The organism is Bradyrhizobium sp. BTAi1 (assembly GCF_000015165.1).
GTDB lineage: Bacteria > Pseudomonadota > Alphaproteobacteria > Rhizobiales > Xanthobacteraceae > Bradyrhizobium > Bradyrhizobium denitrificans.
The window spans coordinates 91,587-107,139 of sequence record NC_009475.1; the positions used below are offsets into that span (position 1 = coordinate 91,587).

Consider the following 15,553-nt stretch of genomic DNA (forward strand, 5'->3'; position numbering starts at 1 on the left):
TGCTGTGACCCGCTCTGCGTAACTTGGCTTACCATTAACCAGTTGTTAACCATTAGAGACGCAAAAGACCATATTACGGCAAGGGGTTCTTCATGAATGATCTCGAAGTTATGAGCGCTGCCCACGATGCCGTCATGACGGTTGTTGTGATTTCTGCACCCTTGTTGATCGTGGGTACAGTGGTCGGCGTCGCAGTCTCGCTGTTCCAGGCCCTGACGCAAATCCAAGAGCAGACGCTCATCCAGGCTCCCAAGATCTTTGCGACATTCCTTACTTTTCTGATCGCCTTGCCCTTCATGGCCGAGACTTCGCATAACCAATTTTTGCGGATGGTCGCGCAAATCAGCGCGCCGACCAATTGATCGCCTGTTTGGGCTTCTAGACTAGCGCGGCGCAAGCCCGGCAATGCCCGAACAGTTGGAAGTCGCGGGGATCGGAAATCCGCTAGGCTCGGTCCAACTGAACCCCGGCTGATTCGGTGGGCGCATATGGGCGAGACCACGACAATTCATCTGTCGAGACTGATCGCGCTGGAACGCAGGCTGGACAACGTTGCCAACAATGTTGCCAATGCTGACACGACCGGCTTTCGCGCGCGCCAGCTTTCCTTTCAGGAATATCTCTCGCCGGCGAAGGAGGGCGAAGCCAACGGAAAAAGGGAGCGCCCCGTCTCATTGGTCAACGCCGGACTCCAGTATCCGGATTCCGCAGGAGGCGCAATTCAACTCACCGGCAATCCTCTCGACGTAGCCATCGTTGGAGACGGGTATTTTGCCGTCCAGACGCCGCAGGGTGAGCGCTACACGCGGGCCGGCTCGCTTACCACGGATGCCACGGGACGCCTGGTCACGATGGATGGCCTGCCGATCCTCTCCCGGACCGGTCCGATCACGGTCGCACCCGGAGAGCGCTCATTGACGATCGCTTCGGACGGCACCATCAGTTCCAGCCAGCGGACTATCGGCAGTCTCCGCCTCGTTCGTTTCGACGGCCCGCTGCAAGCGATGGGCTCCAACCTTTTTGAGAGCAGGTCTCCTGCTCTCAATATTCCGACGGGGTCGGTAAAACTCTTGGTCGGAGATTTGGAGAAGTCCAACGTCCAAAACGTCCAGGAGATGAGCCGATTGAGCGAAGTTACCAGGTCCTACGAACAGGTGGGTGGGCTACTCAAGAATTCGCAGAACGTCGATGATCTCAACAAGCTGGGATCCGTCCCCGACTGAATCGTCCGCGAATAATCGGTGTCCGGATTTCAGTGAGAAGCGCGATGCGCGCCTCCCGCCACCCTTGTCCATGGACTCCATCCCCTCGTTCGGAGGCCCCCGGTGATCGCCGTAAGAAATGTCTGCCGCCCCTCAGCAAGAAGGTCGGATTACATCTGTCGCTATTCGCCAAAGCGAGCTGATCGGCTTTTCACTCAGGGACGACCAGCATTCCATTCTGATCCCTGATTGCGTCATCAGCCGCTGGTTCAAAATATCCGCCAGATCACAATAACAGCCGGCTCACACGCCATCGGACGCCTTCCAGCCTCATTTCGAAACGCAAAGTCGGGTATTGCGGTTCGTTCGTCCGGAGCGACACGTCGAACCGTGTCGGCGCGCTGAAGAATGCGTAGCTGATAGCCTCGATCAAAGTGCTGGATCGTCCAGATTGGCGCGCTTCGGAGTACCATGTGATAAGACCTGATGGGGAGAGAACCGCTTCCGCGAGCGGATCGAGAACATAAGGGCTCAAAGCCATCCCAAGCGCGGCACCGAGTGTCTCGATTCCGCTTCTCTCGTGCCCCCGCGTGACGAGCGAGCTGCCGAAATCGGTCTTGAGTTGCTGACGGACAACGGGCCAATCGATTAGCTCACTGATCGTCGCCGCATCGCGGGCTTCCAACGCGCGGTCCAAGCGGTACAACGTCACGTACGGGTAGATCAGATAAACAATGGCAAGAGCTGCCACGACAAGCCAAAGCGACTTTCGCCGAATGAAAGGCAAAGGCACGGTAGCGGTGCTGGAGATTTGCATTTCAGTTTTGCCACTTAAGGTTGATTGCCGGCTTCCGAATGAGACGAGGCCGAATTTCTTCAGGCCCGTGTTCGATTCGGCCAACCGACTAACGTCACTTTAGGCGGGGCGAAACAATCGCTATTGATCCTAATCAACCAACGTGGCGTAGCCGTCGCTTCGCGACGAGCAGAACAGTTTGTGTCACCCAACGTGAAGGTCGTGCAGGTCCGGTGAATTTCCTGTTACCAAGGCTAGCTCATCGAAACAGGGAAGCGGCGAGGGATTGCCTCGCGGCAGCGACTTTTTGCAATTGTCGCCCTGGCGCCGCTATTGCTGGCCGCTATGCGACGCGGGGCGCGTGATCACGACGTTGCCGTAACGGTGGTGAACGCGCCGGGAGACGCAGTTGGCCGCTGACGACGGATACCAGTCAGCCTGGTCCGCTTCAACATCAGAGCATTGATTGCGACAAGCGCGGAACTACCGGACATCGCAAGAGCGGCGATGCTTGGCCCAAGGAGAAATGGATACAGCACGCCGGCGGCAAGCGGAAAGGCAATCACGTTGTAGCCGACCGCCCACCATAGGTTTTGGTGCATTTTTCTGAGCGTCGCATGGGATAGTTCGATGGCCCCGACCACATCGAAAGGATCGCTCTTCATCAACACAATGTCGGCACTTTCCATCGCGACATCAGTGCCTGCACCGATTGCGAAGCCAACATCGGCCTGGGTCAAGGCCGGAGCGTCGTTCACGCCGTCGCCGACCATGCCGACCTTCTTACCTTGCGATTGGAGTTCCTTGACCTTGCCCGCCTTGTCGCCAGGCAACACATTGGCGAAAACTTTATCGATCCCGAGACCCTTTGCGATCCGCTCGGCCGTACCCTGATTATCTCCTGTCAACATCGCGACCTCGACGCCCCGCGAACGCAGCGCCTTGACCGCTGCCACCGCCGTCGGTCTCACCGCATCGGCAATGGCGATCAAACCAACGAGCTTGCCGTCTACTGCGAGATGAACGACCGTTCGTCCGGCGCCCTGCAGTTCCTCGGATTTTGCGCCGAGCTCGCCGAGATCGATGTTGTTCTCCATCATCAGCAGCTTATTGCCGAGCAGTGCCGTCTTGCCGTCGATCTCGGCTTGCGCGCCCTTGCCCTCGACATTCTTGAAACCGGTCGCCTTGGTTGCCTTCACGGTGGCGGCCCGGCGCAGGATTGCCTGGGCCAAGGGATGGTCCGACCCTGCTTCCACCGCAGCCGCTGCGGATAGCAATTGATCTTCGGAGGCGCCAGCAGCTATCGCGATATCCACTACCTCGGGGTGGCCCACGGTCAGCGTGCCGGTCTTGTCGAAGATGACGACATTCAATTTGGTTGCGTCTTCCAGAGCCGACGCATTCTTGAACAGGATGCCATTTATGGCGCCTAGCCCGGTCCCGACCATGATTGCCATCGGCGTCGCCAGACCAAGTGCATCAGGACAAGCGATCACGAAAACTGTGATCGTCAGGCTCAGCGCAAACAGCAGCGTCTGGCCGACCCACCAGTACCAGACGACGAACGTTAGCAGTCCCACGGCAACTGCTGCCAGCACCAGCCATTGCGACGCGCGGTCCGCAAGGAGTTGCGACGGCGCTTTGGAGTTCTGCGCCTCCTGGACCAGCTTTACGATCTGGGCGAGCGCCGTGTCAGCGCCAACCTTGGTCGCGCGATACTGAAACGCACCGCTCTTGTTGATGGTGGCGCCGATCACCGCATCGCCGACTTTCTTGTTCACGGGCATCGATTCGCCCGTGAGCATGGATTCGTCGACCAGTGACGACCCTTCCAGCACGGTTCCATCGACCGGGATTTTGTTGCCCGGCCTGATCACGACTGTTTCGCCGGAGATGATCTCGGCGGTCGGGACTTCGACTTCCTTGCCCTCCCGGAGCACCGATGCCTTTGGTGGCGCCAAATCCATCAATGCGCGGATGGCTTCGGACGCGCCTGCCCTTGCGCGCATTTCCAACCAGTGTCCGAGCAGGATGAAGACCAGCAGGATTGCACTGGCTTCATAAAACTGCTGGCCGCCATAGAAGAACGTAGAGCCGACGCTGAACAGATATCCGGTGCCCACGCTAAGCACGACCAGGACGGCCATGTTTGCAACACCGCTACGGAGCGCACGGTAAGCAGCAACGACGAAGGGCCAGACCGGGTAAAGGATGGCGGCGCTCGCGAGAATGAACAGGACGAGGTCCAGCCGCAGGCCGAATGGTGGCGGGATCTGGATAATGTCCATTCCCATCGGCGAGAACAAGAAGATCGGCAGGCTGAAGGCGAGCGCGATCGAGAACCGGTTGCGCATGTCGCGGACCATGTCCTGCATGTCCATGCCGGCGCCGTGGCCCATTTCATGCGCCATGGCATCGCTCTTTTCTCCGCCATGCGTCTTGTGGTCGGCCATCGCGCCGGACGACTTCATGTCGGGATGAACCATTCCGCCGTGGTCCTCGTGCGTTTGAGGATGCACATGCTTGGGCTGACTCACCAGAGCCTTCGGACCAGGCTCCGGCACAGCGGGCTTCTCGCAAATATGTCTCGGCAGGGCTTCACCCCCGCAATGGTAGCCACAATCCTCAATGGCTTTCTGTATCGCGGCTGGACTGGCTTTCCCCGGGTCGAACAGAACAGTTGTCGAGCCGGAGACCGGATTGACCGATACGCGACCGACACCTGCTACGCGCTGTAGTTGCCGTTCGATCCCGTGTGCGCCGAGGACCGAGAACAGATCGCCGACTTCAAGCGTAATCTTCGTCATTGATGCCTGCTCCTACCGATACTTAGGCTCTTTCACCCTCGCCGATTAGCTTTGCTTGTGGCAGATTCTCCAGCCCGTCTGACGGCAAGCGCATTGGTACATCGAGTCTCGCCACGCCAATCCGGCAGTCTGCCATCCCATAGTAAACGTCGAGCCGATCGGGCGACCCGATATCGTCTCGCCGATCGATACCGGTGGGGAATACCACATTGGCGACGATACCCTGGCGTTCCTGCGGCAGTTCCGGTGTCAGCACGGGCTCCTGCGAACGATAGCGGATGACGTGAGGAAGATCCTTCGAAAGCACCAGCACGCCGGCCGAGTAGCACAGCTTGGATGGGGATCCCGGAGATGCCGGAAGCTCACTGACGCCGTGGTAGATGGTCAGCCACCCGTGCCGAGTTAGAATGGGTGGAGTACCGCCGCCGATTTTGAGCTGTTCCCAAGCGGCCACCGGAGCGGCCAGGCGGCGATGCGAGCCGAAATGACAGAGATGAAAGGGTTCACAGCCGGTCATGGCCGCCGAACAATAGGAAATCCAGATGCTTTCGCGATGGAGATCCACCGAGTCGGGCACGGTCTGGCGTGCCGCTTCCTCCGGACGAGTTCCGGGAAACAGTGGCCGCTGCAGAATGGCCATTGAAAGCTGTCCCGATGGATCCGGTATGGCGACAGGGAAGACGCTGGCGTCCTTGTTGTCCACGCCTTCGAACTCAATGCCCTCATATGGCCGGAAGGTAGCCAACCCCAGGCGTTGCCAGCGGAACAAGTCCTCGGATATTGCCAGCGCGATCCGTGGGCCGCTCCGCGAATGCGCGGTGTAAGTCATGACGTAACGTCGGAGCCGCTCGACAAACGTGATACGCGGATCCTCGCAGCCACCGGTGCCGTCCAACCGCAGTTCGTAATCCATTTCGGGCTCAAGTGCGATACCAAGTCGCTCGACCCCGACTGGATCACCGGCCTCGTTGAACAAGACTCGCGCTATGCCGATGCGAGAGTGGTTGCCCCGCGCGACCAGCCGCGGGAAAAGATAAAGCTGACCATCCGGGCCACGCGCGGCGGCCGGGTTCAGGACGCCTTCGGCCTCCAGAGGATTGCCCGCCTCCGGCTCCATCAACAGTCCAAGACGCCGCAACCGGAAGTCACTCATCCCGTCGGCTCACTGGATCGCACAACGATCGTCGAGTTAAAGACGCCACCGATTTCGAGCGCAACCTTGGTCATTGCTGCCTCCTCCCTCTGAGGATAAGCATTGAGGATGTGTTTCTGCGAACCCGTAAGTTTTGCTGCCGGCGGCGTCCTGATCGCCGGCGGCGCCTTTGCAGGCTGGAAGGCATTCAAGATCAACAAACGGTACTTTCCCGTTTCTCAAATGCCTACTCTGGCTGGCCTTCAGCAATTCATGGAAGGTCATGTCTGGATGGGACTGAATAACTCCGACCCATCCATGATCTGGTGGGTCGCCATGGGCTTTATCTTTTTCTCCTGGCTGATTTGGCCGGTCTGGGTACCGTTCAGCATCTATTTTCTGGAGCCTCCAGCGAGCCGGCGCAAATTGCCGTTGCTGGGCTTTGCCTTGGCGGGTCTTGCTTTCGACCTGGTCCTCTTCGTCCCGCATCTTTTCCATCCGGATTGGGTCGATGTCAGGATCAATCGGCAGTCACTGGCCTACGAAGACACCATGTTTCTCGATTATCTGATCCCGCGCTGGCTAACCTATCTGATCTACGTTTTTCTGCTCATTACACCGACAATGATCTCAACCTACCTGCACATACGATTGTTTGGATTGACACTGATTGCCATCACAGTGGCGGACTACGTGTTTCTGAGTTTTGCCTACATATCGTTATTCTGCTTCCTAGCTGGTCTCGGAACCCTTCATTTGATCTACATCATCGTGTGGAACAAATGCTGCCGTGAATGCCCGGAGATATTCAGATAGGCGACGGTGCGCTTGTTGCATCGCGATGGCAGCAGCATGGAGCGGCTTCCGCCGACGCTGAACGCTTGGCCACGGAGGATGGCGCCGCCTTCGGCTCGGCGACGACCGTAGGCGCCGCCCTGTCCTTAGAGGACTGACCGCCGCAGCATCCGTGCCCCGATGCGGGCTGGGTTGGTGTATTGGTTTTGCTGGTCAGTTTTGTTCTCCTGACGAACCTTGCTGTGACGCGGAAGAGTAGATTTGGGCGGTTCACGGCGATGATCAACATCCGTGATGATGGCGGCGGGGTCCGGTCTCACCTTTCGCGCTGTCGTGGCCGGCATGCTCGGTGGCCATCACGCCTGCGCCTGCCGGGGGAGCGCTGTGCATATTGCCAGTCGATGGCACCAGCGTGTTCTCGGAGCCCGGTGCGGCAACGGTCACAATCGGCGTATCCGTCGTCTCGCGACCTGGATCATTTTGGTCGCCATCGCGCGGCCGCCGATGATCGTTACCGGCATGGGTCGTGCCACAGCCACTTCGGCTGAACATGAAGAGTGCGACCGCGCCAAGCGCAAACCAGATCCAATTGCTATTGAGCCAACTCATCGTATTTCTCCTTCTAACTGCGGAATCATCGGCTTCGTTACAACGCGTGTTCCCCCGCGACGCCCTCGGTATCTGCTCCCCAAAACCTAACAGCACGCCAAGAGCCGGCGACTGGGCCACTCTTGTGCCGGGCAGCTAACGCCGGAACAGCGCTTCTGACATTGAGATGGATTAAGTTCGAGCGCTCGGGCTCTACTGTATATTCTGAACGTCAGGGGCTGTTTGGTTGATCTGCCTCAATATCGATCAGTGTCGGCTGTGACGTAGATGTCTCGGCATATCGGAGAGCTCTGTTGGAGGAGCTCGCCAATAGCAGGCAATCAGGAGACCTCCCATGAGCGACCATCACGCACCTGATCTGACAGGGCTTGCACGGACGCTCCCCTTGGGGGCCGAAATCGACGCCGGATTGCGGCAGTTTCTGCTTAGCGTTTACAACTATATGGGAGCAGGATTAGTGCTCACCGGGGTTGTTGCCTATGGGGCTGCCGAAACAGGTCTTTACGCCTCGCTCGTGCAGACGCCACTTCTATTCTGGGTCATCGTGCTGGCGCCACTGGCGCCGGTATTCTTGTTAAGCTTCCGCATCGAGAAGATGGGCCTTGGCGCCGCGCAAACCGCCTTCTGGACCTACGCCGGCTTGGTCGGATTGTCGCTCGCCGGAATCTTCCTGATGTATACCGGCGTCAGCATCGCTCGCACCTTCTTCATCACGGCGGCGACCTTTCTGGCCATGAGCCTCTACGGATATACGACGCGCGCCGATCTCGCGCGCTTCGGCTCGTTCCTGATGCTGGGCCTGTTCGGCATCATCATTGCCGGCGTGGTGAACCTGTTTCTGGCGTCGTCGGCTTTGCAACTCGCCATCTCGGTGATCGGGGTCATCGTGTTCGTCGGACTCACGGCCTACGACACACAGCGCATAAAGGAGATCTACCTGGCGAGTGACAATTCTGCAGTTGCCGGCAAGAAGGCGATCATGGGTGCGCTTGCGCTCTACCTCGATTTTCTCAATTTGTTCATCCTGCTGCTGCAGCTCACCGGCAACCGCCGTCAGTAGGACGTCTTGAGGGATCGTGAAGCGAAATGGCGAAGAGCATAAAGACGCGTCGCAAGCAAGACGGCCACACACGATACGAGTCAGCGCTGCGCGATCTCCAGATCGAGCTCGTCAAAGTTCAAAAACACGTCATAAAGCACGATCACAAGGTGCTGGTCATATTCGAGGGCCGTGACGCGGCCGGAAAAGACGGGACGATCAAGCGGATCGTCGAGCATCTCAGCCCGCGGGAAACCCGTGTTGTGGCCCTTGGCAAGCCGTCAGATCGGGACACCACTTCCTGGTACTTTCAGCGCTATGCGACACATCTTCCTGCAGCGCAGGAGTTAATTCTCTTCAACCGAAGCTGGTACAACCGCGCCGGCGTGGAACGGGTAATGAAGTTCTGCACGGATCGCGAGTATGAGCGCTTCATGGAAGATGTTCTTCCCTTCGAGCACATGTTGATCGGATCCGGAATTCAGATCATGAAGTACTACCTCGACATCACGAAGAAGGAGCAGAAGCGACGACTCAAGGACCGGCGGCACGACCCGCTGAAGCAATGGAAAACGAGTGCCATTGACGAAGTGGCGGTGAAGCACTGGGACGACTACACCGAGGCGCGCGATGAGATGCTGGCACGCACTTCAAGTCCGTTGTCCCCGTGGATTGTGGTGCGGGCGGACGACAAGCACCTTGCGCACTTGAACGTCATCCGGGATATGCTGACGCGCCTGGAGTGTCCGCAGACCGACAAGCATCTTGCAGTGCCGGATCTCGGCGTCGTCTTCCCATACGATGAGACGCACGCCCAAGCCGGGCTTCTGGCGAAATGACCAGCGTAGCTATTTTCTAACGAATTTGTCTTTCGGCTTCTCGCGTCCCGTCGCTAATTCGGTCACTCGGATGCAGTACCACCTGGGTTCTGACTGGAAGCGCTGCGAGCACCTCCGCGATCCGATTGTTGCGATGGCCGATTTTGACGACCTTTGTTTGCGCCCGCCCGTTGTCCGCGTACACCGCCCACTCGTTGCCTTTTCGAAACAGCGCACTGACCGGCACGTCCATCGTCTGCGCTCCAGTTGGCAAGCTGCGACCATGCCTCGGGCGGATCGTCAAAATCGATGGTGACGCACACCCGTTGCTCCTCGATGCCAGGCGTGGACTACCTTTAGAAAGCCGGCCGGGTCAATACGGACCACCTTTCCCTGTATCGCTGGGCCGCCCCAACCGTCGATCCTGACCGTTGCGCCGACCTTGATCTGCACCGCATCGGTCGAGAGCAAATCGGCCCATGCTGGGCCTGCCGCGCTCGATCATCAGCCCGGTCCAGTTCCCGCGCCACACGGGCTCCGATGGTACCGAACGACCGGTGATCGCTCGACTTTGCGTCGGACCAGCTGACCTGCGGCCGCCGCTTCCGCATTCCGACCGTCGTTGATATTGTACCCGCGAGTGCCTGGCGATCGTGGCGGACACCACGCTCTCCGGCATCCCATGAGGGCGATCGCCCACAACGCCGCCACTTAGGCTATCGGCGGCTGTATGTGCTGCTCAGGCGGGGCTCTTCCGGCTCACCGGGAAGAGAAGCTGACAGTGCGCCGCCGCGGCGGCCGCAAGCGGGCGATCGGACCAGGGCGCCAATGCTGCGTCGGCGAAGGCTGGCATCGTCAGCCCGGGTCGTCCGATATCGCATGCTCATGCGGCAGCAGCCGATGGTTTTACACGCCAGCCGTTCGCTCATCCGAATTCCTCTCGCAGATGCACGACAGCTTCCCGTTTCCCCGCGGGCGCCGCCACTTCTTTCCCAAGAGGTCCTTGAGCGCCGCGGGAATAAGCCCGAGGGGCAAGAGGTCCCCTGGCGATCGGTCGAGGCACCCCCCCAATATTTGGAAGACTTGCGGAGAAATGGCCGTTTCGCGAACCAACCCTCAAGCTATATTAAGTGCAATCGGCTGAAGGATTCGGCAAACGGCCGCACAAGGGGCTTAGTTCGTGGATCAGAGTTGGGTCGGAGACCTCATTAGGCACTGGAGAGACGACGAACGCGGGACCTACCGGAGCTGGTTCCTGTGGGAGGAGCGGATCAAGAACTTCAGGTCTATCCGGCGCGGGCTCCAGGAGGTGATCGCAGAAATCAAGGCCGACACCTTCGGTAACACATATAGGGGCTCTTCCCTGGAGACGGTGCTCGACTCGATCGCCGAGCAGCGGCAAGTATTCAAGGGTGCCGATCACGCGTTTATGTGGAAGCCGAAACTGCGCATTCCTGACATTTATGAGAGCCGTCCAAACCAAGCCGCCTTTGGCCGATTTCTCGACTCTTGCCTTTGCTGCAATACCGAGGAGCAAGTGCTCGATGCAATCCGAACGCTAGATCAGGCGACAATCAAAGGCCTCGGGCCGGCTGCCGCGAATCTGCTCTATTTTTTGCATCCGACAATCACGCCCCCGTTCAATACGGCCATCGTAAAAGGCTACAACGCGTTGACGAACGCGGGCGTCAAGCTCGGCCGGTGGGATCAGTATCTGGCGATGAGAAAAGGGATTCTGACGCTGAACTCCCAACATCGGAGCTTGCTGTCGAACGATTTGGGCGCAGCCGCCGCATTCCTGTTCGATCTGGGCGCGGAACGCTATCCGCTGCCGCAGCAGGAGATGAACGGCTCGCTCGATGCTTGGAAGGCAGATCTTGAGCAGGTCCGGGCCGAATCCGCCGCAGCGACGAAAGCTGCAGCTCTCGCTCGCGACGCCGACCACACCCACACCGAAATACAGGGATGGCTACGAGATCTTGGAATGGCATTGGGTTATGGCGTATGGATCGCCTCGAATGATTCCTCGCGGTCCCACGGTAACGGACGGCTCGGTGACGGCTGTCTTACGCAGTTGCCCGGCAAGATTGCAGATGCGGCGGCAGGCGAAACCATCAAATTGATTGACGTTCTTTGGATCGACGCCCAGGGAAGTGTCGCCGCGGCGTTTGAGGTTGAGCATACGACCAGCATCTACTCCGGCATCGTGAGAATGCTCGACCTTGCTCTTGGTATAGAAGGCGCTGCCGCTCATCACTTCTTTCTCGTTGCGCCGGATGATCGGGAAGGCGAGGTGCGGAGGCAATTCAGCCGACCCGCGTTCTCCCGCGTGTCCGAGTTGAATTTACGATATCTTCCATATAGCGAACTTCGAAATCATCGGGAATCGATTGCCCGTTTCGGTGACGGCCTCAAGGGCGTGCTTGCGATCGCAAGACCGATTACTTCAGTTCCGCCACCCGCCACAATATAAGGCGTCGCATTGCACGACGGCAGGGTGTCCGAAGCGTCGATCTGAGGGGCCGCCCGCCACGATTAGCTCAGGCAGCTTGGGGGTGGAGCGCTGCCGCAAATGCTTCCGCTGAAGCAACAGTTCGGCTGGTACGAGCGCCGTTGTTGCACGCGCGGCATATCTGGTCCTCGACCATGAAGTGCAAACGGCTATGCCGGCTTTGCACAACTCCGTCTGTTGCATTCTTCCAAAAGCTCTGGGCTCTCCCAAATGACCGAGCCGTCTTCCGCAAGAATGAATGGACTAGAGAGCAAGGGATCAAGTCCCGAACGGCAGGCTTCTTCGATGGCAGCTTCGTTGTTGGGGTGACGGTCACAGCGCCGAAGGGCGACGCAGTAGGGTTCGTCGGACTGCTGCAATATCGGGCCATCGGCATACACGAGAATCACGGGACCGAAATCCGGACGCTGTTGCCAGCGTCGTGTGATCTCCTGGCAAGCGAGCTCGACGGCTCTTGAAATCGGCCTGACTTCTCGCTCCCAATTTTGGAAGCCGCCCCGATTTATTCCAAGCTTCTCGGCAGCCTCAAACTGATTGAATCCATGTTTTTTCCGCCACTTTTTTAAATCCCAGGAATCCAACTCGCCACCTTTTATGAGATCAAACGCATTGAATGGGCCTGCCTAAAGCAATTCCTAGAATTCCCAACGTAACTCCAACTTTGCTGAATTCTGCCTGCCTCGCAGCTCCTAACCTTGCAAATGCAGCTTTTCGCATTCTTCCATTAGCTGAGGTCCGCCCCAGATGATGAGGTTGGTGTCATCGAGTATCAGCGGATTAAAGAAGTTTGAGCTGCTTCTCAGTTCCAAGACCCTGAGGAAGGCAGCATTGTTGTCGAGGTACCGTCTGCAGAATAGAGTCGGCAGCCGATCCACGCGATCTTGCGTCGGCGAGAGCGGAGCGCTCGCGTAGACGAGGGTAACGGGCCCGAACCCGGGACGTTGCTTCCAACGTCGCAAGAGTTGCCGGGAAGCCAAATCGACCGCGACCGGAACCGGCGTGATCTCATATTCCCAGTTTTGAATGGTTGGTCTAGTGACCCCGAATTCATTCGCCGCCTGCTCCTGCGTGTAATTCAGAAGTTTGCGCCATTTCTTCAGCTCAAGTCCGTTCATGGCAATCTCCAGAGATCGATAAAAAACCACATAGCAATCGGCTCTTCCACCACAGATTTACCGAGTTCTGGGTCTTGAGGACCCCAAAATTCAAGCCTTGCAAAGGGAGGACAGCGACCAAGAAGGTGCGGGTGTTGCGTAGATGGCGCGGGAAACTGGGGGATCGGAAATCGCGCATGTTCCTGACGAGCGTTACTTCTGTGGCGCGCATGCAACACTCGTCAGCGAAACTCGCGCAGAGCGTTCGAAATGACCAACTCTTAGGCAAATGCCCGCGTTTATGGCTTCACGATTCTGCTATTTTTCAGCAAGGTCGTTGCCGGAAAGAGTTTCCAGCAGTCGCTAAGTACCTTGCCCTTCGTGGCGCTCGGCAATGGGGCTGAAGTTCAACGGTGATGGGGATCGTCATGAAGAGATTGGTTTTGGTCGCAGCAGTGCTTGCGATGACGGCAAGCTCGACTTTTGCGGCCGATATGGCTGTGAAAGCTGTCAAGGCTCCGCCGCCGGCGCCGTTCGATCCTTGGGATTTCGCCTTCGGCAGCGCGATCATGAACGACTACATCTTCCGCGGCGTCACCCAGTCCAATCACAAGCCCTCCGTCGCGGCCTATTTTGAGCCGCGCTACAACGTCACCAAGGACCTGCAGCTGTATGTTGGCCTCGCCGGCGAGAGCATCTCGTTCACCAACCGGCCCGCTGCTGAAATCGATATCTACGGCGGTATTCGTCCGACCTTCGGGGCATTTGCCTTCGATATCGGCGTCTGGGGCTACCTGTATCCGGGCGGCACCTGCTTCTTCGGCGCCCCGTTTGATGCCGCCGGTAAGGCGGTCAGCGCGGAATGCGCAGCCAACGCCCTCCCCAATGGTAACACCATGAAGAAGGACGTCAGCTTTTTCGAGGCCTATGGAAAGGTCAGCTACACAATCAATGAAAACTGGCAGTTCGGCTTGAACGAGTACTACTCGCCGAATTTCCTGAACTCAGGCGCCTGGGGCAACTATTCTTCGATCACCGGCAAGTACACCGCCCCGAGCACGATCTTCGGCAGCAGCGGCGTTGGCATGTATGTCTCCGGTGAGTTCGGGCGGCAGTGGTTTGGAACGACCGACAGCTTCTACGGTGTCCCGGCTTTCCCGAATGGCATCCACTATGCTGATTACAACACTTGGAACATCGGCGTAGGTTTTACCTACAAGGTGTTCGCGCTGGACCTGCGCTATTCCGACACCGATTTGTCGAAGGGTAATTGCAGCGCTTTCACGGGTTCTTTCAACGCTTCCGGAACGACCAACGTCACCCCGATCAATCCGCTCGGGACAGGTTCGAATTGGTGCGGCGCGGCCGGTATCGTCAAGCTCTCGGCTGACCTGACCGCGATGACCAGCCTGAAGTAAGTCATTCTCTCAAGACCTCGGGGGCGGCAGAGCGATTGACCTGACGGATATTTTGGACCAGCGGGATAGAGACTACTGCATCGCTGCGCTCCGATCCAGATGCTGCAGTGTCGGCGCCGATGTTTGCGGCGCCGGGGGCCGGTAGCTCAGCGATGAGTGCGGTCGGATCGTGTTGAAGTGCTTGCGCCATTGCTCGATGACGACAGTGGCCTCCTTCAGGCTGTAAAAGATTTCACCGTTCAGGCATTCGTCGCGCAGTTTGCCGTTGAAGGACTCGCAGTAGCCGTTTTCCCATGGGCTGCCGGGCGCAATGTAGAGCGTCTTTGCTCCGAGCTTGGCGAACCAGTTGCGCACGACCTTGGCTGTCATCTCCGCGCCGTTGTCCGACCGGATGTGTTCTGGCACACCGCGTTCGAGCATTACGTCGGCCATCGTCTCGATGACACCGAAGCTGTTGATCCGGCGAGCCACCCTGATTGCCAGGCATTCCCGGGTGAACTCGTCGATCAAAGTCATCAACCGCAGCTTGCGCCCATCGTGGGTCTGCGCCTCGACGAAGTCGTAGCTCCAGACATGATTACGATGCTGCGGCCTCAAACGGATGCAGGATCCGTCGTTGAGCCAGAGCCGACCCCGCGGCTTCTGCTTCCTGGGTACCTTTAGCCCCTCACGGCGCCAGATCCGCTGGACCCGATCACATCCGACGTGCCAGCCGGCATCGACCAGCAGCGACGTGATCCGACGATAGCCATATCGCCCATATTGGGACGCGAGAGAGATAATCGCTCTCGTCAACGCATCCTCATCAGATCGAACGATGGTGGCGTATCGCTGTGTTCCGCGGTGCTGGCCGACGATCCGGCAGGCCTGGCGTTCGGAGAGACCGTACTTCCCTCGAATGCCATCGACCGCCTGCCGGCGCCGTTCGGGGCTTATAAGTTTCCCGAGGCAACGTCCTTGAGCACCTGCTTCTCCAGCGACAGATCGGCAACGAGACGCTTGAGGCGGATATTCTCCCGCTCCAGATCCTTCATCCGCTTCGCCTGATCGAGCTCAAGACCACCGTATTCCTTTCGCCAGCGATAATAACTCTGCTGCGAAATTCCGGCTTCCCGGCAGGCCACCGGCGCGGCCTTGCCCTGCGACATCAACACTTCAATCTGGCGCAGCAGCACCACGATCTGCTCCGCATTGAACCTCTTCTTCGGCATGATCAAAGCTCCTTTCCAAGCTCACTTTCTCACAAAGCTTGGTTCAAAAAAGCCCGGTCAGGTCACCTCGAGCAATGATCGATCGCGACAATGGCGGTTGCCGCCAGTTTGTCTTAGAGG

14 protein-coding genes and 3 pseudogenes are annotated in these 15,553 nt (G+C 58.4%); 9 read left to right on the top strand and 8 right to left on the bottom strand.

Features of this window, described 5'->3' with window-relative positions:
* Nucleotides 1–92: 92 nt before the first annotated feature.
* Entirely contained in the window at nucleotides 93–362 is a 270-nt protein-coding gene (locus tag BBTA_RS37345; RefSeq protein WP_011930985.1) for a flagellar biosynthetic protein FliQ, read from the top strand.
* Nucleotides 363–488: 126 nt separating this feature from the next.
* Nucleotides 489–1,223: a flagellar basal-body rod protein FlgF gene (flgF, locus tag BBTA_RS37350; RefSeq protein ID WP_011930986.1), complete on the top strand. Its 735-nt coding sequence runs from the start codon at nucleotides 489–491 to the stop codon at nucleotides 1,221–1,223.
* 265 nt (nucleotides 1,224–1,488) lie between these two features.
* On the opposite strand, the gene BBTA_RS37355 is transcribed toward flgF, so the two are convergent.
* The 3 genes from BBTA_RS37355 to BBTA_RS37365 form a co-directional block, all read right to left on the bottom strand.
* Nucleotides 1,489–2,103 (bottom strand): DUF2939 domain-containing protein, encoded by a 615-nt coding sequence (locus tag BBTA_RS37355; protein WP_011930987.1) that lies wholly within the window; start codon nucleotides 2,101–2,103, stop codon nucleotides 1,489–1,491.
* A gap of 260 nt (nucleotides 2,104–2,363) precedes the next feature.
* Complete coding sequence (locus BBTA_RS37360; RefSeq protein WP_011930988.1) at nucleotides 2,364–4,805, bottom strand: cation-translocating P-type ATPase; 2,442 nt, start codon at nucleotides 4,803–4,805, stop codon at nucleotides 2,364–2,366.
* A gap of 22 nt (nucleotides 4,806–4,827) precedes the next feature.
* A complete protein-coding gene (locus BBTA_RS37365) occupies nucleotides 4,828–5,958 on the bottom strand; it encodes a glycosidase (RefSeq protein ID WP_011930989.1) in 1,131 nt (376 codons plus the stop codon).
* Nucleotides 5,959–6,066: 108 nt separating this feature from the next.
* On the opposite strand from BBTA_RS37365, the gene BBTA_RS37370 reads away from it, so the two are divergent.
* From BBTA_RS37370 to ppk2, 3 genes are all read left to right on the top strand, one after another.
* On the top strand, nucleotides 6,067–6,753 hold the full coding sequence (locus tag BBTA_RS37370) for a DUF6629 family protein (RefSeq protein WP_041751815.1): 687 nt from the start codon (nucleotides 6,067–6,069) through the stop codon (nucleotides 6,751–6,753).
* Nucleotides 6,754–7,675: 922 nt separating this feature from the next.
* Nucleotides 7,676–8,401: a Bax inhibitor-1/YccA family protein gene (locus tag BBTA_RS37380; RefSeq protein ID WP_011930992.1), complete on the top strand. Its 726-nt coding sequence runs from the start codon at nucleotides 7,676–7,678 to the stop codon at nucleotides 8,399–8,401.
* Between the two features lie 26 nt (nucleotides 8,402–8,427).
* A complete protein-coding gene (gene ppk2 / locus BBTA_RS37385) occupies nucleotides 8,428–9,219 on the top strand; it encodes a polyphosphate kinase 2 (protein ID WP_011930993.1) in 792 nt (263 codons plus the stop codon).
* Nucleotides 9,220–9,235: 16 nt separating this feature from the next.
* On the opposite strand, the gene BBTA_RS41555 is transcribed toward ppk2, so the two are convergent.
* Nucleotides 9,236–9,451, bottom strand: coding sequence for a hypothetical protein (locus BBTA_RS41555; protein ID WP_244424516.1), 216 nt, complete (start codon nucleotides 9,449–9,451; stop codon nucleotides 9,236–9,238).
* A gap of 293 nt (nucleotides 9,452–9,744) precedes the next feature.
* Between BBTA_RS41555 and BBTA_RS40545 the strand changes: the two are divergent.
* Nucleotides 9,745–9,875: pseudogene (locus BBTA_RS40545) on the top strand (IS3 family transposase); the annotation flags it as partial.
* Nucleotides 9,851–10,032: pseudogene (locus tag BBTA_RS41925) on the top strand (IS3 family transposase); the annotation flags it as partial. The pseudogenes BBTA_RS40545 and BBTA_RS41925, both read left to right, overlap by 25 nt.
* Here the strand turns inward: BBTA_RS41925 and BBTA_RS41560 are convergent.
* Nucleotides 10,031–10,195 (bottom strand): annotated as a pseudogene (locus tag BBTA_RS41560) (IS3 family transposase); the annotation flags it as partial. The pseudogenes BBTA_RS41925 and BBTA_RS41560 overlap by 2 nt on opposite strands.
* A gap of 183 nt (nucleotides 10,196–10,378) precedes the next feature.
* On the opposite strand from BBTA_RS41560, the gene BBTA_RS37390 reads away from it, so the two are divergent.
* Nucleotides 10,379–11,671 carry a hypothetical protein gene (locus tag BBTA_RS37390; protein WP_011930994.1) on the top strand — a complete coding sequence of 431 codons (1,293 nt, stop codon included), beginning with the start codon at nucleotides 10,379–10,381 and terminating at the stop codon, nucleotides 11,669–11,671.
* A gap of 188 nt (nucleotides 11,672–11,859) precedes the next feature.
* On the opposite strand, the gene BBTA_RS39550 is transcribed toward BBTA_RS37390, so the two are convergent.
* Both BBTA_RS39550 and BBTA_RS37395 read right to left on the bottom strand, forming a co-directional pair.
* Nucleotides 11,860–12,291 (bottom strand): helix-turn-helix transcriptional regulator, encoded by a 432-nt coding sequence (locus BBTA_RS39550; RefSeq protein ID WP_011930995.1) that lies wholly within the window; start codon nucleotides 12,289–12,291, stop codon nucleotides 11,860–11,862.
* A gap of 108 nt (nucleotides 12,292–12,399) precedes the next feature.
* Complete coding sequence (locus BBTA_RS37395) at nucleotides 12,400–12,825, bottom strand: helix-turn-helix transcriptional regulator (RefSeq protein ID WP_011930996.1); 426 nt, start codon at nucleotides 12,823–12,825, stop codon at nucleotides 12,400–12,402.
* A 407-nt stretch (nucleotides 12,826–13,232) separates the two neighbouring features.
* On the opposite strand from BBTA_RS37395, the gene BBTA_RS37400 reads away from it, so the two are divergent.
* Nucleotides 13,233–14,222, top strand: coding sequence for a TorF family putative porin (locus BBTA_RS37400; RefSeq protein ID WP_011930997.1), 990 nt, complete (start codon nucleotides 13,233–13,235; stop codon nucleotides 14,220–14,222).
* A gap of 72 nt (nucleotides 14,223–14,294) precedes the next feature.
* Here the strand turns inward: BBTA_RS37400 and BBTA_RS37405 are convergent.
* Nucleotides 14,295–15,433 (bottom strand): IS3 family transposase gene (locus tag BBTA_RS37405; RefSeq protein WP_148221383.1). Its coding sequence is split into 2 segments (ribosomal slippage): nucleotides 14,295–15,169 and nucleotides 15,169–15,433, totalling 1,140 coding nucleotides; the frame shifts between segments, so codons are not numbered across the junction.
* Between the last annotated feature and the right edge of the window lie 120 nt (nucleotides 15,434–15,553).